Origin of the sequence: Paenibacillus sp. RU5M, assembly GCF_900221055.1 — a bacterium.
GTDB lineage: Bacteria > Bacillota > Bacilli > Paenibacillales > Paenibacillaceae > Paenibacillus > Paenibacillus marchantiae.
In genome coordinates, this window is record NZ_OBQM01000002.1 from 889,259 (window position 1) to 911,111 (window position 21,853).

General features: G+C 47.2%; 17 protein-coding genes. 6 read left to right on the plus strand and 11 right to left on the minus strand.

Annotated elements, in window-relative coordinates; genetic code table 11:
- Positions 1-69 precede the first annotated feature (69 nt).
- The 7 genes from CRO25_RS09915 to CRO25_RS09945 all read right to left on the minus strand — a co-directional run bounded on the left by CRO25_RS09915 (position 70) and on the right by CRO25_RS09945 (position 10,102).
- A complete protein-coding gene (locus tag CRO25_RS09915) occupies positions 70-1,653 on the minus strand; it encodes a helix-turn-helix domain-containing protein (RefSeq protein ID WP_079694814.1) in 1,584 nt (527 codons plus the stop codon).
- Positions 1,650-3,455 (minus strand): sensor histidine kinase, encoded by a 1,806-nt coding sequence (locus tag CRO25_RS09920; RefSeq protein ID WP_079694815.1) that lies wholly within the window; start codon positions 3,453-3,455, stop codon positions 1,650-1,652. Before CRO25_RS09920 ends, CRO25_RS09915 begins: the two co-directional genes overlap by 4 nt.
- Positions 3,456-3,484: 29 nt before the next feature.
- Positions 3,485-4,339, minus strand: coding sequence for a carbohydrate ABC transporter permease (locus tag CRO25_RS09925; protein WP_372828765.1), 855 nt, complete (start codon positions 4,337-4,339; stop codon positions 3,485-3,487).
- A 39-nt stretch (positions 4,340-4,378) separates the two neighbouring features.
- Positions 4,379-5,257 carry a carbohydrate ABC transporter permease gene (locus CRO25_RS09930; protein WP_079694817.1) on the minus strand — a complete coding sequence of 293 codons (879 nt, stop codon included), beginning with the start codon at positions 5,255-5,257 and terminating at the stop codon, positions 4,379-4,381.
- A 137-nt stretch (positions 5,258-5,394) separates the two neighbouring features.
- Positions 5,395-6,708 (minus strand): extracellular solute-binding protein, encoded by a 1,314-nt coding sequence (locus CRO25_RS09935; protein WP_097115754.1) that lies wholly within the window; start codon positions 6,706-6,708, stop codon positions 5,395-5,397.
- 225 nt (positions 6,709-6,933) lie between these two features.
- Positions 6,934-9,027 carry an acyltransferase family protein gene (locus tag CRO25_RS09940; protein ID WP_063564752.1) on the minus strand — a complete coding sequence of 698 codons (2,094 nt, stop codon included), beginning with the start codon at positions 9,025-9,027 and terminating at the stop codon, positions 6,934-6,936.
- 514 nt (positions 9,028-9,541) lie between these two features.
- Positions 9,542-10,102: a flavin reductase family protein gene (locus tag CRO25_RS09945; protein WP_079694818.1), complete on the minus strand. Its 561-nt coding sequence runs from the start codon at positions 10,100-10,102 to the stop codon at positions 9,542-9,544.
- 220 nt (positions 10,103-10,322) lie between these two features.
- Here CRO25_RS09945 and msrA point away from each other — a divergent pair, with 220 nt between their 5' ends.
- Entirely contained in the window at positions 10,323-10,838 is a 516-nt protein-coding gene (gene msrA, locus CRO25_RS09950; protein WP_072733433.1) for a peptide-methionine (S)-S-oxide reductase MsrA, read from the plus strand.
- 60 nt (positions 10,839-10,898) lie between these two features.
- On the opposite strand, the gene CRO25_RS09955 is transcribed toward msrA, so the two are convergent.
- Positions 10,899-11,549 carry an HAD family hydrolase gene (locus CRO25_RS09955; RefSeq protein ID WP_256863612.1) on the minus strand — a complete coding sequence of 217 codons (651 nt, stop codon included), beginning with the start codon at positions 11,547-11,549 and terminating at the stop codon, positions 10,899-10,901.
- Between the two features lie 232 nt (positions 11,550-11,781).
- Between CRO25_RS09955 and CRO25_RS09960 the strand changes: the two genes are divergently transcribed.
- The 3 genes from CRO25_RS09960 (at position 11,782) to CRO25_RS09970 (ending at position 16,001) form a co-directional block, all read left to right on the plus strand.
- Positions 11,782-13,542, plus strand: coding sequence for a DEAD/DEAH box helicase (locus CRO25_RS09960; RefSeq protein WP_063564756.1), 1,761 nt, complete (start codon positions 11,782-11,784; stop codon positions 13,540-13,542).
- A gap of 2 nt (positions 13,543-13,544) precedes the next feature.
- Entirely contained in the window at positions 13,545-14,762 is a 1,218-nt protein-coding gene (locus CRO25_RS09965) for a YqhG family protein (RefSeq protein WP_079694821.1), read from the plus strand.
- Between the two features lie 333 nt (positions 14,763-15,095).
- Positions 15,096-16,001, plus strand: coding sequence for a hypothetical protein (locus CRO25_RS09970; protein ID WP_079694822.1), 906 nt, complete (start codon positions 15,096-15,098; stop codon positions 15,999-16,001).
- Between the two features lie 95 nt (positions 16,002-16,096).
- Here CRO25_RS09970 and CRO25_RS09975 read toward each other — a convergent pair whose 3' ends face one another.
- Entirely contained in the window at positions 16,097-16,321 is a 225-nt protein-coding gene (locus CRO25_RS09975) for a YqzE family protein (RefSeq protein WP_064639170.1), read from the minus strand.
- Positions 16,322-16,513: 192 nt separating this feature from the next.
- Between CRO25_RS09975 and CRO25_RS09980 the strand changes: the two genes are divergently transcribed.
- Positions 16,514-17,287 carry an N-acetylmuramoyl-L-alanine amidase gene (locus CRO25_RS09980; RefSeq protein ID WP_079694823.1) on the plus strand — a complete coding sequence of 258 codons (774 nt, stop codon included), beginning with the start codon at positions 16,514-16,516 and terminating at the stop codon, positions 17,285-17,287.
- On the opposite strand, the gene CRO25_RS09985 is transcribed toward CRO25_RS09980, so the two are convergent.
- Positions 17,262-18,206, minus strand: coding sequence for a divergent polysaccharide deacetylase family protein (locus CRO25_RS09985; RefSeq protein ID WP_256863613.1), 945 nt, complete (start codon positions 18,204-18,206; stop codon positions 17,262-17,264). The two genes, CRO25_RS09980 and CRO25_RS09985, sit on opposite strands and share 26 nt — an antisense overlap.
- Positions 18,207-18,282: 76 nt before the next feature.
- On the minus strand, positions 18,283-19,179 hold the full coding sequence (locus CRO25_RS09990) for an AraC family transcriptional regulator (protein ID WP_079694824.1): 897 nt from the start codon (positions 19,177-19,179) through the stop codon (positions 18,283-18,285).
- Positions 19,180-19,389: 210 nt separating this feature from the next.
- Between CRO25_RS09990 and CRO25_RS09995 the strand changes: the two genes are divergently transcribed.
- Positions 19,390-21,828, plus strand: a complete 2,439-nt coding sequence (locus CRO25_RS09995) for a glycoside hydrolase N-terminal domain-containing protein (protein ID WP_079694825.1) — start codon at positions 19,390-19,392, stop codon at positions 21,826-21,828.
- Positions 21,829-21,853 lie beyond the last annotated feature (25 nt).

The window sequence follows — 21,853 nt, forward strand, 5'->3', positions numbered from 1 at the left end:
TTGGTAATAAAATATCGAAAACGTTTGCAATATAAAAATGACTTCGTTCGTTCTTTAGCCTGCTAACCTTTAATGTCCGGAAGTCTTGTACGACACAGCCTCCTCGCGATACTCACTCGGAGTCTTGCCTGTATGTTTTTTGAATAGCCTGCTAAAATACTTAACGTCTTCATATCCGCTGATAGCCGCCACTTCACTTACTTTTGCGGGAGAAACCACCAGCATGTCCATCGCGCGTCGAATTCGCATACCTGTTACAAAATCACCAAAAGTGACGCCCGTTTCCTTCTTAAACAGTTCACTGAGATGACCCGGATGCAGATGAACTTGACCTGCGACATGTTGCAAGCTAATATCCTGTACCAATCCGGATTCCATATAAGCAATAGCCTTCTGTACATGCGTAATCCGCCCTTGCCCCATCTGGCTGTGATAGGTATGCATCAGTCCATATAAATGATGAAACAGCAGATCCCGCAGTTCACCAGCATCGGCATCCGGGTTTGACCTCCATGGTTCGAACCGTTCCGGTTCGTCTCTTCCAATAGCTCGTATGGCACGAATCAACCAACGCTGTCCGGCGTTCACCGCAGCATGCAGACAGGCATCAAAAGACTCTGGCGTTACTTCGGGGTCCATCAGGAGTTCATCCACCAGTTCTCGCGTCCATGTGGTCAGCATAATCGAGTCGTTATCCATTAACAATGTCCCCAGGGTAGTTTCTTCCTCATGTTGAAGGACGGTTTTACCTCCTATGCGTTGGAAGACATCTTCATATTGCCAAATCCTGTCCTCAAGTAACCCGTGATAACGGTACGCAATCGACGCCGTTCGGTAGCTCTCATGCAGAAGTTGAACCTCCATGCAAGGTTGACCTGCTGCTGCACGCAATGTACATTTTAACAATTGCTCCATCCGGGTTAACGCAATCCCCAAAGTAAATTGGAAATCCTGCTCATTCGGTGGCAGCTGTACAACACAGATAATCCGGTCTTTTTGAATGTGTGCAATTGCGCCTGACAGAACATCCTCCAGCATATTTTGCACGGCAAAGTTCAGTAAAGTAACCGAAGAATGATTCCACCCCTCAGCTTTTAAAATAAGAATCTGTCTCTGCACTTGCTCCTTGTCTGAGGAATATTCCGATTGCACATTCATTCCCGACTGGAGAAATACAGGACAAGGGCTTGATTCAACGTCTCCATCAATGATCCATCCAGCGAACAGGCGCTGTTTGTTCTCTCGCAGTAGCTGCCCTTCTCTTGATTTCTCAGCCCATCGTTCGGTAATCCGTTGTTTGGCCTGAAGCACCGTCTTGATAATATCTTCCGGTTTACTCGTCTTAAGCAGATAATCCGTGACACCTTGACGAATCGCTTGCTGAGCGTAAGAGAAGTCATCGTATCCCGATAAAATAATGACCTCGAGTTCCGGCAGCATATGCCGCCCTTCCTCAGCCAGTTCAAGCCCCGACCTTCCCGTCATCCGAATATCAGTCATCAGAATATGCGGCCTCTCCTCGGCCATGCGTGTTAACGCCTCTTCTGCCGAGGCTGCTGGCGAAAGCAGCTCAATCCCCAGTTCATGCCAAGCGATTACACTGGCGAGCCCTGTGCGGATAATTACTTCATCATCAACAATCAGTAATCTCATCGTGATTCCTCCAGGATTGGAATGGAAAATGAAATCCGGGTTCCACCTCCAACCCGGCTGTCCACTTCGAGCTGCGCCTCCGCTCCATAATGAAGCAGTAGTCTCTCGTTCACATTGCGGAGTCCGTAACCCCCTTGGGATGTTTGCTTCATTGGCTCTTTCTCCGTCCAGTAGTGGTTTGAATCATGGTGCTCTTCCTCATCCGATGACACAAGGCTGCTTCTGACATGCTCAAGTCTGTCCCGCTCCATGCCAGCCCCGTCATCCAGAACCAGCACATTCATTCGTTCCTGTTCTTGACGAATCATGATCGTAATTGTGCCCTTACCCGCTTTTGGCTGAATTCCGTGAATCATGGCATTTTCGACAAGTGGTTGGAGCAGCAATTTCAGCATCATTCGCTGTTCAAGTGCCGGATCCACAATATAATGCACGGCGAACTTGTCGGGAAATCGGATGGATTGTACACGAACATAATGGCGAATGTGGGCAATCTCCTGCCCAACTGGACAATAATCCCTACCCTGATTCAAGCTGATGCGTAAAAAATCGCTCAATCCCTCAACCATCTCTGCGATCCGTTTTTCCTCAGACATCAAGGCAATCCAGTGAATGGATGAAAGTGTGTTATACAGAAAATGAGGATTGATCTGCGCCTGAAGTGCCCTGAGATCAGCTTCCTTCTTGCGGGTTTCACCACGGATAACCTCTTCCTTCAGTCTCTCAATATGTGCACCGAGCAAATTATAACTCTCTCCCAGCTTGCCGATTTCATCATCACTTTCCGATCGAAATAGGGGCATCGGTCGATCCGGGTCCATTCGGGACAAATGTCTCGTAAGAACTCGCAGCGGCTTTGTGACTCGTCGCACCGTAAACCAGACCAGTCCTGCACTGATCGCAGCAGACAGGCTCACTGCAACAGCAGTTAGGATCAGAATATAACCGTTTTCGGACTTATACTGATCGTAGGGAACCGTTCCGGTCAGCGTCCAATCTGTCAACAGTTCCGGATAATAGAGCAAAGTACGTTTCTCATTGCCGCTGCCATACGTGGCTGTTCCACTGACTTCCTGTTGGATCAGCGTATGTACTTCAGGCTCGATCTTCTCCAGTGACTGTCCAAGACGGGATTTGTCCATGGAAGACAAAATCTCTCCAGTGGGACCGATCAGTTCCAGTCGACCTTCGCCCATACCCAATCCCAGCGCTGCCCATCCTTTCGAGATTGCCTTCTCATCTAGACTGATCGCCAGCCATCCCATGGGCGCATAATCATGAATGCTGCGAATGGGTCGAACCAATGTTATTACATTTTGGATACCCGCATAATTCTGAACCGGATATACGCCAGTCCATGCTTTAACCGCATCACCACGCGGAGCAGGAGGATAAGTTACATTGGATGATTCATACCATGTAGCCGTGGACAGAGCCGCATCGAAACGTTCCGGATAGATGGCAATGTTGGCAATATATTTTTTGGAAGCGGCCAGATTAGTCATCCTGCCCAGAATATCCACACGCTCCTGCACATCGTCCTCATCGTTACTTAAATACTGCTGAATGTCCCTTTCTCCAATCAAAAAAATCGATAATGTCTCGGCATCCTGCAGCATATAGCGCAAATTCGCTTCCACCTGCTTCAGTGTGTCCATGCCGGAAAGCTTTGTTTTTTGCTCTGTGATGCGGGAAGAGATCAGAAAGGCGAACAGCCCCAGTGCCAGCAGCGGCACAATCATGGAAGCCGTAACCACGACGGACAGCTTCCGCTGCAGTGAAGATGTTAGCCAGCGTCCCACACCTTTTCCTCCTCTGGATGCGCTCTCATTTAACCTTTGACTGCTCCGGCCGTCATGCCTTTCATGACTTGTTCCTGAAATACCAGGTATAGAATGATGGTCGGGATTACGGACAAGGTCATGGCAGCAAGAGTCAGGCCGTAATCGGTCTGATATCCGTCGGCAAAGTTGGCGATCGCGAGCGGTAACGTTTTCAAACCTGTTTTGTTAATAAACACGAGTGCGAATGAAAAGTCATTCCATGCGTGTAGAAAACTCAGAATAGTGACCGTTGACAAGGCAGGCACAGACATGGGAAGCATGATCCGGGTGAACAGCCCCCATAGACCTGTTCCATCAATAAAAGCGGCCTCTTCAATGTCACGTGGAATGCTAGTCAAATAAGCTGTTAGCACAAATATGGCGGTCGGCAAAGCAAATGCGGTATACGGCAATATCAGTGCCCAATACGTATTCAGCAGGGACATCTGTTTCATCAAAATAAATAACGGAACCAATGTGCTATGAATGGGAATCAGCATACCTACAACGAAGAAGGTCATGATCAGCCCTTTCCAACGAAACAGGAAACGAGCGAGTATAAATGAGGCCAGCGCTGCTATAAAAAGCGTTATGATAAGCGAACCTACGGACACAATCAGGGAATTGCCAAAAGCGGTTCCCAGCTTTGAGCTCTCCCAAGCATTACTGAAATTCTCCACGTTCCATTTCTCCGGAAGCCCGAAGGGCCTGCTATAGAAATCTTCATTCGTTTTGAATGCACTGATCACAAGCCAATAGAACGGATACAATGTTAAAATACCATAGACCGTCAACAGCGTCCAAACAATTCCACTACGGAATTGGCGAACCGGATGGCCTGAAGTATTCCCTGGTGTTGGCATCGATAAAGGTGTAACACTCATTACATTCCCTCCTCTCTCCTAATTCTCTTTTCTCTTACGGCTTGTCGCCCACTGGCTTGTTCCGATCAGCAGCAGGGAGATTAGCACAATGGTGGTCGAGATGGAACTCCCGAAGCCATAGCGATACGTGGTGAAGGTTGAATTATACATATACGTTGCCAGCAGCTCTGTCGCATGCGCCGGGCCGCCTTTGGTCATGATGTACACCAGATCGAATGATTTTAGGCTGCCCGAGATACATAGAATGATCGCTACCTGAACCGTTCCCCAGATCATGGGCAAAGAAATGGAAACCAGCTTGCGGATTCCGGAAGCACCGTCAATCTTGGCAGCGTCATGAATTTCGCCGGGAATATTCTGCAGCGCCGAGATGAAGATAATCAAGTACAAACCGACAAAACTCCAGAGCAGCGGTGGCACCAAGGAGAAAATGGCGATTTTCTCATCTGAAAGCCACTGCAGCTTCCAGCTTTCCAGCCCTAATGCATCCAGTAGAAAGTTCAGTATCCCGATCTGCGGGTGATAGATATATTGCCAGATCATACCGATAACTACTGTGGATAATACCATCGGCAGAAATACGGCTGAACGCAGAAAACGCTGTAACGGATTGCTTTTGTGCAAAATGACCGCCAGCATCAACGCTAACGGAATTTGCCCAAACACTGAAGCTAGAACAAAAATGACGTTGTTTTTCAGTGCCCGCCAAAATACGGAATCATGCCATATTTCCACATAGTTATCCAGTCCGATATATTTTGACTCTCCGATTCCCGACCAGTTGAAGAATCCATAGTACGCTGACCATACAACCGGCACAAATACAAACAAAGCGTAAATTAGAACTGCCGGAGCGAGCCCCAGCATAATAAAACGTCGACTGCGCAATGCGTTCATCTTGCTCACTTCCTTTCATCAAACCTTTGGTAATTATGATATCAATGCAAAACCCCTCCCCTACCGGGAAGGGGTCTGAATCTTACCGCAAAGCATCTTTCAGCTCATCCAGATCTGGATCGGAATGACCTATGACCTTAATTTCCCACTGCACTGGCTTGCGATGCCTGGATTTTATTCGCGATATCTGCGGCTTTACCACCCATCAATAGCTCCTGCAATCCATTGTTGATAACCTCGACGGTTGCAGATCCTAGTTTGGAATCATACACCGGAGTAATCTTTACTTCCTGCATTAAGTCATAGAGCTCCACAAACAATGGATGGGCTTTTGATTTGTCCAGATCAATCTTGTAGCTGACGAGTGTGCTGCTATCCAGAGTTGCTTTCTGACCGTCAGGGCCTGCCAAAGCGTAGAATAGCTCCATGGCCGCATCCTTCTGGGCACCGCTTAACTTTTTGCTTACACCCAAGCCTGTCCCCACAACTCCCGATGTCGTCCTGGCCTCACCCTGGCCTCCATCTACTGCTGGTAAAATCGTTATGTGTGTATTGTTCAAAATGTCTTCCGGTGCGTTGTTGACGAGGTTGGCCAATGCCCATCCGCCGTTCATCACCATCGCTGCTTTTCCCTGGAAGTACAGCTGCATCATCTGTGTTTCGTCAATACTGTTGAAACCATCCTGAAATGCTTTGCTGTTACCGAGTTCCTGCATTTTGTCCAGCGCCTGGATGAATTGTGGGTCTGTAAAGCTGGCCCCATCCTGCGCTGTTGCTTTTAAGAACCAGTCTGTGCCGGTTACCCGGTCAGCCAGTGTACTGAAGATCGTGGATTGAGCCACCCAATTGGCCTTGTTCCCCAGTGCGATCGGTATTACTTTGTTCTCATTAAATGTAGCGATGGCCTGCTCCAGCTCAGCCCACGTTTCAGGTACTTTCACGTTGTACTGCTTAAATAGTGCTTCATTGTAATAAATAAAGGAAGTGGGTGCGAGATTCATCGGTACCGAGTAGATATCCCCGTCCACCGTATATCCATCCAGAGCGTTCGGAATAAAGTTGTCTTTCCATTCCGGCTTCGCGTCCAGCTCGGCATTGATCGGCTGCAACAGATCCCCTTTCACAAACTCCTTGGTCATCGCATCCGGCCACATGACGAACAGATCCGGCATTTCATTGGCCGCTGCCACCGTCCGGAGCCTTGTTTTGAGGCCATCTGTCGGCAGACCTTCATCCACGACTTCAATATCCGGATGCGACCCACGGAAGTCTTCAATGATTTTGCGCATCGCCACCGCTTTGGCGTCCTGTCCAGTCCAGTTGTGCCATATAGTGACGGTTACTTTATCCTTGCTGTCGCTGCCTTCTGAGCTGTCCCCGCCGCCGCAACCAGCCAGAACGATGGAAAATAGCGTCATTGCCAATATTCCCGAAAGCCATTTTTTCAACATCTCTATAGTCCCCCTTGGCGATTTGAATACACTTATTGTAAATGGTAACGCTATCATTCTGTAAGGTGACGATGCACGGATGCAGGGGGGAAAAATATCGGATTCCCCGTTGATCCTGCAATCTTTGCTACATACAGAAAGAGCCCTCATCATGAGAGCTCTTTCTGTATGTGGATTCGGGAACCATTCTTGAATTTATAAATAAATGAATAGATAAGTTCTGATTTATTTCATACTGTCTTTCACAAGTGCTGCAAAAGCTTCCGAACCTTCCTTCGTCAGATGTACACCATCTTTTTCGAAATATTCGTCATGTCCTTCACTTGCAGTGTGCCAGTCAATGAGAGATACATTGCTATAATCTGACGCCGCTTCGTTCAGTGCTTTATTCACGGTTCGTTCCCATGGGCGAGGGACTCGCACAGTAACCAGATAAACATGTTCTTCATCTTTCAAATAATCCAACACGGAATTCAGACTTTTGGAATTGAAGGAACCGTTTGTTCCAAGCTCCAGTACGACCTGACTGCCCATTTGGTTATTTCTCTTCAGGCCATCCAGTACATCGGCAGCCTCCCACATCTGACGGCCGATATGACCGTCCACGTGCACGCCCGAAATGGTTTGTTCAAGATAAGGCTTGGCGTCCAAAATAACTGAATCTCCAATGACCGTATAATGAATCTTGCCATCTTTGGCTGGAGGGGCTGTTTCCTCTTGCTCTTTGGACGAATCTGATGTATTGACAGGATCCTCGGGTTGTTCATTACCGTTGTCTTCTGGATTTCCAGGATTGTCGGTGCTTCCTTTGGGTTTACCAACAGCATGGTTCGAGTCGCCAGGAGTTGATCCTTTCTGCTCACCTGAAGTTGGTTCCTCAGATTTCGGAGCATTACCTGGCTTCGTCGTTTGCTGTTCTCCTTTGCCTGGTGGATCTCCAGCGTTCGCCGCTGGTTTATCGTTTTTCTGTGGCGCAGGTTGGTTGTTGGCCCCGGAGGTGCTCACTGTTGCTGGAAGAACGTCCTGCCCCTTTTCCTCCGTTACGGAATGATCTCCATTCAGCGTGGCCGACATCGATACCGAATGGGAATCAGAATTCGCTGCTGACGTAATCATCATCTGTGACACCGTAAAGCACATCAACAGAATACTCATCAGCAATCCAGCGCGCTTCCACCATACGTTGCGAATACCTGTTGCATTGCGCCCTCTTCCCCATAACCGGGACCAGGAATCACGAAATCCGTTATGACGAATTGGATTTTCAATATATTTAAGTGACAAGGAGGCCAGTGCAACCGTCGCTGCAACCTGCAAAACCATTCGCACAGGATGTGCTCCACCCGTGTCTACCGTTGGACTCGTCAGAATAATGACAGGATAGTGCCACAAATATAAACCATAGGATCGTTCCCCGATCCAGCGCAATGGCTTCGCGCCAATAAGCCTTGCCAGGAAGGATGATGGATGAGCCAGTACAGCTACGAGCAAAGTCGTCGCTATAGCCTGAAGTACCATTCCTCCTCGATACAATGAAGGGTCGTACTCGCTGCTATTCAGCATCATGTAGATTAACCAAGCCAGCGCAGCTAGACCTAACACGTCCAGGACAAGGCGATTGATGCGGGCAAGGGATGACGATAGTTTGCGACTCGGCCATACCACGGCCAGTGCAGCACCAGCCAATAAGGCGAATGCTCTTGTATCTGTTCCATAATAAACACGGCTCGGGTCCAGATCCGGATTATACATGATGGCCATCGCACCAGCAGACAATTCAGCTGCTACGACAATAAAGACGACCAGCCATCCCTTTCTTTTGAACAAGACGATTGCTGCGACCAGTAGAAGGGGCCAAACAATGTAAAACTGTTCTTCCACAGCCAGCGACCAGAAATGTCCAAAGGGTGATGGAGGGCCGAAACTTTCGAAATAGGAAACGTTATGAAAGATATACCACCAATTGCTTATGTATAATACTCCCGAGACAATGTCACCACGCAACGCAGCCAGTCGAGATGGATCTGTGCAAAGCAGCCAAATCATCACCACTGCAGTCATCGTGATCATGCCAGGTAACAAGCGCCTTACTCTTCGCACCCAGAAATCACCAAGCGAAATCCGGCCATGCTCCTGCCATTGTGTCAAAAGAATATCTGTAATCAAATACCCTGATAGAACAAAGAAAATGCCTACACCAAGCAAACCGCCCGGAATAAAACCTAAATTCAGATGATACCCTATTACTGCAAGCACAGCGATGGCTCGCAAACCATCCAGTCCGTTCATATGCCGCTTGCTTTTCAACGATTGTGACATGCGAGCCCCTCCTTGACAATGTGAGTCGACATCATCCATGTCTGGGGCGTTCGTGAACTCCTTGTGGTTCTGGTTGTCATTAACATACGTATTGCACCTTCCATCATTCATTTACAACATAAAGAAGACGTGTTACTTAACCATGATGTTTTATGATTACGATTTCTTTATATCTTTGTCGTTATGTCTCGTTTAGCATTATACGCCCGAAAGATTATTCACAAATTACAGTAATAGTTACAATCCAGTGAAACGATGTAACCTTTCCTGCCAAGCATATATAGCTGTAAAATCATACTCTAATTTTATTGTTAAATACAGCATTTTTCATAGAATGGCTAATATTACCTTACCTTTTATTTCATATATGAGCAGATCCCTCTGAGGGTCTGGAGTGTACACTTATGCCAATAGGAAAAGGCTGCCGACTTGCTCAGCAGCCAATAACCATTATAAACCTATCTCTTGCCGGATTGAAAGTTTTGCTCATAATTGCATCTTGGTGCCTAGGACCCTAGAGGTAAAACGGATGAACCTTCTCCTCCGCACTCCCATCAAGAATCCGATAAGAGGATCGTCCTACGTACATTGGAATCTGCAATTTGTCCAGATTAACCATTCCATTTTCCAAGAAGTATTCCGGGTCTTGATACCGCTGTAATACTTCACCTGCAATCCATTCATGATCCCCATATGTTGTGATATCGATTACCTTGCACTCGTAAGCAAAATAAGATTCAGTCAGAATGGGTACATTCACTTTAATTCCTTCTTCGTATGTAATCCCGAATTTCGAGAATTTGTCTGTGTCTCTTCCACTGAAGGTTCCCGCAGCCTGAATCCACTCCGAATGATGACCCGGAAGGAAGTGTACCCCGAATACTCCACTCTGCTCAATCAATTCATAAGAGTACGTTTCCTTCCTCAGCGATATCCCGTAAATTCCGGGAGACGACCCAATATAGGTATGCCAGCCTGAGGCCATCACATTCTGCATGTCCTTATGACGAGACGTCACTACCGCCACCATGCCTGGATATGAATAAAACATAGGTTCATCTATCGTTTTCCGCATCTGATCACCTCTTCGTTTTTAATTGGCCCCAAAGCAGCACTAGGCCGTTTTTCTCATCCATTATTATACAATATAAGTAAAGGATGAGAAAGAATTACTTCCTTATCACAAATCACTTTTTGAAAAGAAGAGGCTGGGTGAACTATCAAATGGATTGCGTTATAATTAGCATTCATAGTAATCTTGATTAAACACAACTGAGAAATGGGGAATAGCAGTGATTGAAAAAGCAACGTTTGCCGGGGGATGTTTCTGGTGTATGGTAAGTCCCTTTGAAGAGCAGCCCGGCATTCACGGGATTATATCCGGATACATGGGTGGAACCGTAGAAAACCCTACATATGAGCAAGTATTGACCGGGGAAACGGGGCATTTGGAAGTTGTGCAAATCTCGTTTGATCCAGCCATTTTCCCATATGAGAAATTGCTTGAGCTGTACTGGCCGCAGATCGATCCCACAGATGCCACGGGTCAGGGTAATGATCGCAAAAGCCAATATCGGGCTGCCATCCTGTATCACAATGAAGAGCAACGCCAATTGGCCCTGAAATCACGAGAGGAACTGGCCAACACAGGCCGATTCGATAAACCTGTCGTTACCGCTATTGAGGAAGCATCCGTATTTTATCCAGCAGAAGAATATCATCAAAATTTCCATCGCAAAGATCCGAAATATTATAAAGAATCCCGGATTTATTCCGGACGTGATGAAATTATCAAGAAATATTGGAGTTAATCTCTTTAAATAATTAATTAATAAAGCGGCCACATGGGCCGCTTTTTTGTCGCATCCATTTTACAGTACACCGATTAAAGTCTTCAACTCCTCGAAGCTATCAATAACCCGATCCGCCTGAGCTAATTCATCGGCATGAGCAAAGTCAAAATTACATCCTATGGAAATTAAATCATTATCCTTCGCTGCCTTAATGTCAGACAATCGATCCCCGATAACCATCCCATGAGTGATCTTATATTTCTCCACGATGGAGCGTACGAGATCAGATTTATTTTGTGATGAAATCTGCTGTATGCTGAAGGTTTGCGTTACCCACTCATCCAAATGATAATAGGTTACGATGGCATTCAAGTATTCGATTTGTCCATTACTCGCTATGTATATCGGTATACTCTTCTCTTTGCAGTATAGAAAGAACTCTTCTACGTATGGGTACAGGGCACCATGGCCTGCCTCGATATTCGCAATCAACTTCTCATGAAACCATTCATTCGCTTGTTGTCTAATCTGGTCCGAGTATCCGGGCAATAAATTCTCCCAGACGACGGGCAGAGGAACTCCCATAATCTCACGATACTTTTCTATTGGCGTATTCTGCTCCCACAATCCCTTTGATCTCAGATGATTAAAAGTGTCATGCAGAGAAGTTTCCAATATTCGATCTGTCTGAAATAACGTACCATCCATATCAAAAATCAATGAAAGCATAAACAGATTCTCCTCCTTCATATTCAGGATATAGTTTGAGATATAATAGTCACTCTACTTAAGTAAAGTGACTATTCATCAACATACGTGAATACCTATCATTTTACAACCCTTCCAAACTTTCTGATTGAAATCACCCCTTATTCCAAGGTTGGTTATGAACTGCCTCTCATTCGTCCATACTATTACCTACGAATAAACCGTCATCACGAATGGCAGGGGAGGAAGCACCATGAACCGGAAAAACCCGCATCAAATTAATCAACCTGCAGCAGAACTACCCGTTCCGCTTGAATTCGATCGCAGCTGGATCACCCAACTGGAGTCCAGACTCGATAAAGGCGGCCCTTGGGGCGATTACAGACTCTTTCAACTTGGCATTCAAGCCGAAGAGACGAATCTGATTCCCAACTTTGATGAAATCCAATGTCTGAAGCATTTACAGGGACTCACCCCTCTTCCACACCAGATGGATACTGCACGCAGAGTACTGTTTGAAATGTCAGGCCGTGCCATTCTCGCCGATGAGGTTGGACTTGGCAAAACGATTGAAGCTGGCCTGATTTTGAAAGAATATATGGTCCGTGGACTTGTATCCAAAGTGCTCATTCTCGTGCCTGCGTCCCTTGTACTACAATGGGTCCGGGAGCTGAATTCCAAATTTGGCATCCCAGCGATTGCACAGAAAAAAGCCTATTCCTGGCAAAATGAAATCGTGGTTGCCTCTATGGATACAGCAAAGCGTGACCCGCATAAAGATATGCTGCTGAATACAGATTACGACATGATTATTATCGACGAGGCTCATAAGCTCAAAAATAAAAAAACAACGAACTATCAATTCATGCTGAAATTGCGGAAAAAGTACTGCCTGCTGCTTACGGCTACACCGGTACAGAATGACATGAGCGAGCTGTTCAACCTCATTAATCTGCTCAAGCCGGGACAGCTTGGCCGTCAGGGTGATTTTGCAGCCAACTTTGTCGTCGACAAACGCATTCCGAAAAATCAGGAGCAGCTCAAGGATGAGTTGTCCAAAGTCATGATCCGTAACCGTCGCGGTGAAGGACCTGTTCAATTTACCAAACGGAACGTGTCCAATGTGAATTTGCAGCTTTCGCCTGAAGAACAAGCCCTTTACGATGGGGTCACTTCCTTTGTGAAGGATCAGTACCAGGAAGCCGGCGGCAATCTGAGCAGCATGCTTTCCCTGGTGACTTTGCAGCGAGAAGTATGCAGCAGCCGGGATGCCGTATTTGTGACGTTGGTCAATCTGTCGAAGAAGCTTCCACTGGACTCCCCACTGCGGGATAAAATTTGGGAGCTCGTTGCCCATATTAAAGCGATCAAGGAAAATACGAAAGCCGAAAAAACGATGGAACTCGTTCGTGACATGAATGAGAAGGTTATTATTTTCACCGAATACCGTGCCACGCAGGAGTACTTGCTCAATTATTTTCGCAACAACGGCCTAACCGCTGTTCCCTACCGGGGCGGCATGAACCGTGGTAAAAAAGACTGGATGATGGACCTCTTCCGTGGTCGCGTACAAGCGATGATTGCAACCGAGGCGGGCGGTGAGGGTATCAACCTGCAATTTTGCCATCACATGATCAACTTCGACCTGCCCTGGAATCCCATGCGTGTCGAGCAGCGGATCGGTCGCGTACACCGATTAGGACAGCAGCATGATGTGAACATCTACAACCTTTCGACGACAGGCACAATCGAGGAGCATATTCTGAATCTGCTTCATGAGAAGATCAATATGTTCGAGATGGTCATTGGTGGATTGGATGTCATTCTGGAGCGGCTGGAGAAGAAGGAATCGATAGAAAAAAGCTTGTACAAAATCATGCTTGAATCACAAAACGAAGAGGATATCCGCCGTAAAATGGACTCCCTTGGACAATCGTTGAACTCCATTCAACGCGAAGTCGCAGATGAGGCACCAGCCGTATCCGGGCTTGATATTCGTAAAGGAGGCCTCTGATCATGACCATGTCACCCCATGAAGTGCAGGCGTATGTGCTCACTTACCTGGAAACACTTGATTGTCAGATTATGGAGCGTTCTCCTGCCCATGTTACGGTAAAACTTTCACCTGAAGCCGACAAGGCATTAACCAACCGTCCGTATTATTGGGGATTTGTGGAGCGAACCGGTGCACCTGCGGAGACGATGTCCTTTACATTCGTCTTTGATCCGGATGCCCATCAGCAAGCGTTGGAAGCTGAAGAAGCAAAAGCTGCACAGTTAGCTCCTCCAACCTCACCAGGTACCGGTACCCCCGAGGCTCCCAAAGATACCATTCTAGGTCGGTACTTCGGTATTGTCCCTTCTCTGCCTCAGCTGGGACCCGGACGGATTTTGAAAGAAGATGTTGTATATGGCAGTCGCAGGTTGCAGCAGATCTTCAATGCAGCGCGTGAAGGCGGCGCATTCGTGAACCTGTTCGAACAGGCTGCAAAAAGGCAATTGCGAGCTACCGCGCCAGCAGTATATGAGCCATGGCTTGGTGTGTGTTTTAAAGTGGAATTCGCCTGTGATCTGAAAAAAGAGGAACTTCATTTTATCGGCATTTCCCTCAGAACAGGGGAAATTGTCGAGAAGTTCGGCTCGAAACTGAACAGGCGTGACCTTAGCCCAAGGCTGGCTGAAAATATGCACGTACAGACCGCCAAAGTGTCGCTAGCCGATGCCGGGGCAGCTCTGGAATCGCATTTGACAAATCGCTTGCTGGAACTCGACTATAGCTGGGCAGAGAAAGCCAAAGAACGGCTTGATCTGGAGCTTGCTGTTGTGGATACGTACTATGAAGCAGTTCTTAGAGAGGACACCCCTGAGGTCGACGTTGATACAACCTCTGCCTCCAGCACAGACGGTAGTTCAACGGATCAGGAACATGCAGGGACCGGGCCATTTACCCAAATTCAGACTTCTCGCTCCGGCCCTACTCGTATCCAGAAAGCACATCTACAGCCCGTCGAACCAACTGGCGTGATGATTGGAGCAGATGTCGAACTCGCTGCTGATGCTGCTGTTCAGGCAGAACCAGAAACGGACCCGGAACAGGAGAAAGCCCGCCAAGCGGTCATGGACCGGGAAGCTATGAAGCTGCAATATGAAACACGGCGTACCGAAATGATCTGGCAATATGAGCCCAAAGTGAAGGTGACCGCAATTAGCAGCGGCATGTTTCATTTGAGATAGACGACGAAGACACTACTTTTCCCGCAAATGACGGCAAAAGTAGTGTTTATTCATGAGTGGCAGCCCGACAGGTTGCAGCAACCTTTGCATAACCTGTCCTCTAAAATGGAATTAGAAACGATCACGTAGCGAAAATGGAGTCCGTTTTGTCAGGATATGTACCCCAGAAAAGTAGGTGTTAGCATGAAACGACCCTTCCACAAGGGATGGAACGTGATTCGCCGTATAACCGGCATTGTAATGTGTTTTCTATGTATAATCACCCTGCTCCCCATACTCCAAGCTGAAGGTGCTGGAATCCAAAATGCAACTAGGTCCGTACTACCCACTACATTGGCCACAAGTACGGCGGAACTTCATTCCGACACACTGGCTCCTGATGCAGTACAACAATTTGCTCGCGAGCAAGCTATCATTCTAAGTACTGAACATGAAGGGAACCATTGGGATCATGCTCAATTGGACTTTTATCCCCTCGGTCCAGGCACACGCAGCTGGTTGGTATACGCTAATGTTGGAGAGTCACCCGTTGGTTATATGATCATTTCAGCTAACGAGCAAGGACAATTACAGCTCAGCGAGTATGGTCAGGGAGAACAACGACCGTACAACATTTCCTTGTTGGATCAAGCTCTGGATCGACAGCAACTGGACTTGAAGAAAATGATTAATGACGGAGGAGGGCTTCAATTACGTTATGCGCCTCCCCTGCTCGCTTATTGGAAAGTGGAGAGACCTAACGATGATGCAATCTATATTGACGCAACCAACGGCGACACCTTACCAACGGGTATTTTGGATGCACTGGATACGGACTCACGGCAGGCTACGAGTCGAATGAAGTTCATAAGGTCAATATCTGTACAAGCTGTCGTGATGACCCCCGAGGATTCGCCACAAGTCTCCTCGTTGTCGTTGTCCGTTGACTCCATGGATCTGCAACCTCTCTTTGATCCCGCGGACAATCTGTTATGGATCACTTCAAAAGCACTTTCGATCAATGGCGTAAAAACATTGAATCAGCAATGGAAAGAGCATAAAAAGATCGTTTTCTCTGCAGATGAGAAAAATGTCTTGTATGGCGGGGCTTTGCCTGTCAGTGGTTATCAAATCTGGCGTGACGACCGTGGAACCGTTCAAAAACAATATGTAGCTATTGGCGGGAATACTTCGGTAAGACGATTTGTACCTCTTCAGACTTTGCTGCGGGACGGGCATTTCTATGCTGTGAAACCTTGACCGATCTATACAACAAATAAGACGCCTTCCTCTGGTTCTTCATAGGAATGCGTCTTTTTCTTTGGAAGAAGCTACTACCTATGTTGGTTCTTGATTCACCCTTTACCTGAAGAGCTTCGTTTCTGCATTTTCCCCTGCGAATTCATTGCTTTTTCCTTTTTTCCAACCCATAGAGATACAGCAAAAGGAATCATTCCAAACCACTTCATTGTCCACGGCTCTTTGGCTTTGGTGCGTCCTTTACGCTCATCCTTCGGAGTGTCGATATAATGAACGACTCGCTCTGTAATGTATTTCACCAGCTCATCACTTTTGGCCATAACCTCTGCCTCCTTAGCTCCGGCAAAGCCGGGGCTTGTGTTATCTCTATTGTGTGCAGAAGCGATCATCAATAAACATTTTTTTTGCTGCAAGAGTATGAAAAACAGAAGAATGCACAGTCTAATGCCAAAGGTATCCATCCACTCACTTATGGCATAAGATACCTATTTCAAGAAGGAGCGTGTATTCTCATGTATAAGCTGCTGGCCGCATCGATGGCATTGCTAATCAGCATCAGTTCCATCCCTCTGACCTCCCATGCCAGCGCGGCAACATTCGCCCTGACCGACCTGCCTACATTGCATTCACAACAATCACCCATAAGCCCATCCATGTTGCCGGTAACCGATGGGGATGCCTATCACTCCACTCATCATGCGTTTGCAGCACCTGTCATCCTTCTGGACGTTGGTCACGGCGGCATTGACGGTGGAACAACAGACCATGGCGTACTGGAAAAAGACATCAACCTAGCCATTAGCCAAAAGGTGTATCTTCTGCTTCGCAGCAAAGGTTATGCAGTCATCATCAACCGACTCGGCGATTATGCGCTTAGTGACGAGAATCGCTGGTTAAACAGTCGCTCACGCCATCGCAGGGATTTGGCTCAACGCAAAAGCCTTAGCGAAGAGGTCAGCACCGACCTCGTCGTCAGTATCCATGCCAACTGGAGTCCAAGATCAGCTGCTCGTGGCCCAGTTGTTTTACATCAGAACGAAGGAAGAAGCTACATGCTCGCAAGTTCCATTCAGAATCAGCTAAATCAATTGTACAAGACGGAGCGCGATGTGGTATGGGGCAAGCCCTTTTACCTGTTAAATCATGTGAAGCAACCCGCTGTAATTGTTGAAACCGGATTTCTGAGCAATGCACACGATCGCGCAATGATCAGCGACCCGGGCGAACAGAAACGGATTGCACAGTCCATTGCTAATGGCATTATTTATTATCTGTCGGCAGTTTAGGCTCAGCTTGCCAATGCCACACATCTCGGACCAGATCGCTAATACCGACGAACTCAATCTGACCTTTGAGCCGAGATACGGATTCATGGACAACAGCAGAGGTATTTAATCCGGTATGACCAACGTGACCGATCACTACACACACATCTTTGTCGAGAGCACGTTGGGCCGCCAAATCCATTTGCTTGCGTATTTGTTGTTTTGAATTGTGGTCATCTAGAAAAATATCGTTGCCGACGGGTGGCATATTTTTGGTGATGGCCAATTCCCCCACCACAGAGCGAAAATTGGTACGACTATCCACAAAAAATAGCCCGCGCTCTTGACATACATCCAATACAATGGACATGATGCGTTTATCAGACGTAATTTTGGAACCCATATGGTTGTTCATGCCGACGGCATAAGGAACTTCATCTATGGCTTTCTCGACTCGATCACGCACTTCCTCATCCGTCAGATTGGATGTGATCGCACCTGGGCCGAGCCATTCTGGTCTTCCCTTTTTGGGCTCCATTGGCATGTGAACAATCACATCCATTCCTTTTTCATGTGCGGCAATCGCATCTTTCTTCGTCGTTGGCAAGAATGGCATCACGGCCAACGTTAACTTAACCGGGGTCGCCAAAATTTCAGAAGTACCTTTCATGTCATTCCCCGCATCATCAATGATGATCGCCATTCGTTTACGCTGCGATTTGTCTGCCGGAGTTGGTGATATCTGACCTGAAGTTGAATCAGGTACTTGTATTAAGGTTTGCTCCGTTAACATTTGCTCTGGCTGCCCTGAACGAATTTGTGATTCCGCACTGCTGGCAGAAAAGCCAAAACCATAAACCATGAATATCGTACCTGTGAGTACCACTGACATTTTAAATTTCCAGGTGCAGGACCACCCTTTTCGTCCGGCCTTATTCATCCATCGTTCCCTCCTTTGTTCTGTCCCATCATTATTTGAACAATGAAGGGGGAATATGTAGACAAAAAAAGCCTGTTCATTCCAATGGAGCGCTGAAGGCCGCTGTGTTGGAATGACGTAAGCGATATTGGCGAGGAGCCTGACCTGTCAGTTGATGAAAAAGGCGGGAGAAGTAATGAACCGAGCTAAAATGATATTTTTCAGCAATTTGAGTGATATTTAATGTCGTATGAAGCAAATCGTACTTCGCCCGTCCAATACGAAAGTGATTCATATACTGGATGGGTGAGTATCCGGTAGATTTCCTGAACAGCTCGAAAAAATGACCACGGCTCATATTGAAGCTTTTGTAATAGATATCCAGCGGCTTGGGTGTTCCGTAAAGTAAGTCCTGCTCCAAAATATTAAGCATATGGGCTATCCGGCGATCGGGGATTACATGGCCCTTCTCCATGCAGCAGTTCAGAAAGTAGTCGATAAACGTTTGAAAATGACGCTGAATCGTCAAGCTCCGCATAAAAGTCTGCTCATTGGTGTATGAACCACTTTTATAAAAGTCTTGGAACAGATCCTGCCAGATTCGCAACGACTCCACCTTTGAAATCTCCCTAAGTTCATATGGAAAGGCTGGGCCAACAAAAGCTTGTTGCAACACCTGCGGCGGATAACAGATCGGACAGGCCGTATCAAATACGGCTTTTCGCTCCACATAATGCCAATCAAAGTAACAACACAGGTGAATCATAGGGTTATCCGAATCAGCCACCCATTCATGTAATTGCCCTGCTGGAATATAGACCAGCGAACCAGGACCGAGCCTGCTGCTCAGACCATTTGTACTTAATACCCCATACCCTTCGCTGATCAAGTAAATGGAACTGGTATAACAAATTCGCGGAGAACTCGACTGTCCCTTCGCAAAAGGGTATCGGGTCGCCAAATATACATAGGGATGCAAGGAAGCAAAATTCATTGGAAGTTTCCTTTCCGACTCCGTTTTTCTCGATGTTAACCTTTCATCTCCATCATCGAAAGGTACAATTGGGGACTAGAGGTACATATCAGCAGAGCACCAATTGATCTGACGATCGTGCAAATCATGGACGTCTTGCTAAATACAGCAAACTGCTGTTCAGATACAGTAATAACTGTACATCGCATGACTTCATGAGGAGGACGACTTGTGCAGAAGAATAATAAGCAACCGAAAAGAAGATACGAATTAAACAAGAACAAAGGCTATGAACGGGCAAAGCAGCATCCCATTTCCTTCAATGGTCCTGCGCCGGATTTTTTTGAAGGCGCACTACTGGGCAATGGAGGACTGGGTATTGTCGTAACAACCCGTCCTGACGCTGTGATGCTCCATTTTGGACACAACAATGTATGGGATATTCGTCTCGCCGAAGAACACCGTGAAGAGCTCATGACTTTCCAAGAGGTATATGACAGATTTGCTACTCTGCCAGCAGATTTGCCGCAATTAACGGATCATCCGTGGTACAAACAGTATTGTGAGATGGCCGGGCAAAATTACAGTAAGGCATATCCCAAGCCCATGCCCTGCGGGTCACTTCTGCTGCGGTATGATCGGCGAAAGGCCGAAGTCATCGGCCATGCCATGGATATTGCCAATGGCCTTTGCACGATTGATTTCCTGATCGATGGCGAACCTGCTGTATTCGAACTCTTTGTAGAAGGAGAACACGACCGGATCTGGATGAAAGTAAGTGATACTGCGACGGGTGCTCCGATCCCCTTATTCGAGGAGATCAAGCTGATTCCTGATCCCGAAACACCGCCTGAATTTCCTCAAACAGCAATCGTAACCAGTGAAATTACGGGTATAAAGTCATTTACGCAAATTTTGCCTCATGTGGAGCATCCCGCTACGCCCTATATCACACATGAAAAAGATAGAGCTTTCCGGCTCGCTGTTCGCTCGTCTGGATTAACAGCAATGAAGGAACATGCTTTGCATCATCAGACGCCCGCAGTCAACGGCTCTACTCTGGGAGAATCTGTACAAGGCTTTTTGGCCTGCGCAGAGCTGTGGGAAGGCCTTTATAGCGAACTCAATAATGAGGCCCACCCGCCAGAACTATCTTTTTTTAGTCAAGCTAAACAAGAATCCAATGCAATGTGGCGTGATTATTGGAGCCGCTCCTCCGTCTCTCTGGAAGATGAATTTCTGGAGCGTATCTGGTACCACAATCTTTACTTTTTTAATTGTGCCGTGAGAGAGGGCGTTACCTGTCCAGGTCTATTCGCCAACTGGAGCTACCGTACCATCGGTGCAGACTGGCATGGGGATTACCACATGAATTACAACACACAGCAGCCATCTTGGCTCGCATTCTCCAGCAATCATCTCGACAAACATCTGCCCTACGTGGATATGGTTGATCATGTACTTCCCATCAGCCGAGCATGGGCACGTGATTATTACGGACTAAGCGGAGCTTATTTCCCCCACTCAGCCTATCCTGTTGAGATGTCCATGATGCCCTACCCTGTCCCGCACTGGGGATGGGAAATCTGTGAGACGCCTTGGACCGTACAAAGTCTATGGTGGCACTATCTATATTCCATGGACGAGACGTTTCTGCGTGATCGTGCATTTCAACCCATGAAGGAAGCCGTGCTGTTCATGGTCGATTACATGAATCGTCCGGAAGCACAGGGTGAAGCCTGGGTAGATGGTAAATATCACATTTTTCCGACGGTGGTGCCGGAGCTATATGAGATTTCACCCGGCTTTGCCAAAAACAAAGACTGCCTGATCGACCTGACACTGACGCGATTTCTGTTCAATGCGTTCACCCAGGCCTGCGGTGTTCTTGAAAGGATAAAATCGGAGCAGGAACTGCTAGAGAATGTAGAGGAGATTTTAAACCAGTTCCCTTCTTATCCCACAGCCGAATCCCGCAACGGTCCAGTCTTTGTGTCGGTGGAGGGGGAAGATCCTGACGTGGTGTATAACGTCCCGATTCCTATTACGACCGTATTTCCAGGTGAAGATCACGGGCTTCATTCGTCAGAGGAGGAATACCAGACCGCAGTAAACTCCTACCTTAACCACCGCAACGAAGGCGGGAATGAACTGGTATTCTTTCATCTTGCAGGAGCCCGGCTTGGCGTGTTGGATCTGGAACGCTTCAAGCGTCAAATCCAGTATTGTCTGCTATCAAACGGTACTTGTACAGATCGGGTCCTGATGAGCGGTGGTCGCTATGCTGATACGGAGAACTTCGATTTCATGTCACGCATGGGCATCTGGTTCGAAAATTTCTCCCTGCCTGCCGTTATCAATGAATGCCTTCTTCAAAGTTATAATGGCACCCTGCGCTTCTTTCCCAACTGGCCGAATGGACAAAAAGCAGAGTTCCATACTCTCCGTGCTGTGGGAGGCTTCCTTGTCAGCGCGGCTTTTGTGGATGGGGAGACGGATTGGATCGAGATTGAGAGCGAAGCTGGTACTTCCCTAACCTTCTATATCCCATGGGCAGAAGGGGCATTGTGCACAGTTTCTTCTGGTGAACAATATATGTTTTCTGGTCAGGTTGGCAAGATCTCAACCGTAGCAGGAGATATCATCTCCATTGTTAAAGCGACGTTTTAGCGTATCTTGTAGAATGTGACCATAA

Excerpts from the sequence above, each read along its gene's own strand:
- CRO25_RS09985 (WP_256863613.1), bottom strand. The coding sequence starts at position 18,206 with ATGAATAAGGCCGGACGAAAAGGGTGGTCCTGCACCTGGAAATTTAAA.
- CRO25_RS09975 (WP_064639170.1), bottom strand. The coding sequence starts at position 16,321 with ATGGCCAAAAGTGATGAGCTGGTGAAATACATTACAGAGCGAGTCGTT.
- CRO25_RS09915 (WP_079694814.1), bottom strand. The coding sequence starts at position 1,653 with ATGAGATTACTGATTGTTGATGATGAAGTAATTATCCGCACAGGGCTC.
- CRO25_RS09935 (WP_097115754.1), bottom strand. The coding sequence starts at position 6,708 with ATGTTGAAAAAATGGCTTTCGGGAATATTGGCAATGACGCTATTTTCC.
- CRO25_RS09965 (WP_079694821.1), top strand. The coding sequence starts at position 13,545 with ATGACCATGTCACCCCATGAAGTGCAGGCGTATGTGCTCACTTACCTG.
- CRO25_RS09955 (WP_256863612.1), bottom strand. The coding sequence starts at position 11,549 with ATGCTTTCATTGATTTTTGATATGGATGGTACGTTATTTCAGACAGAT.
- CRO25_RS09945 (WP_079694818.1), bottom strand. The coding sequence starts at position 10,102 with ATGCGGAAAACGATAGATGAACCTATGTTTTATTCATATCCAGGCATG.
- CRO25_RS09960 (WP_063564756.1), top strand. The coding sequence starts at position 11,782 with ATGAACCGGAAAAACCCGCATCAAATTAATCAACCTGCAGCAGAACTA.
- CRO25_RS09930 (WP_079694817.1), bottom strand. The coding sequence starts at position 5,257 with ATGAACGCATTGCGCAGTCGACGTTTTATTATGCTGGGGCTCGCTCCG.
- CRO25_RS09980 (WP_079694823.1), top strand. The coding sequence starts at position 16,514 with ATGTATAAGCTGCTGGCCGCATCGATGGCATTGCTAATCAGCATCAGT.
- CRO25_RS09925 (WP_372828765.1), bottom strand. The coding sequence starts at position 4,339 with ATGCCAACACCAGGGAATACTTCAGGCCATCCGGTTCGCCAATTCCGT.
- CRO25_RS09990 (WP_079694824.1), bottom strand. The coding sequence starts at position 19,179 with ATGAATTTTGCTTCCTTGCATCCCTATGTATATTTGGCGACCCGATAC.
- CRO25_RS09940 (WP_063564752.1), bottom strand. The coding sequence starts at position 9,027 with ATGTCACAATCGTTGAAAAGCAAGCGGCATATGAACGGACTGGATGGT.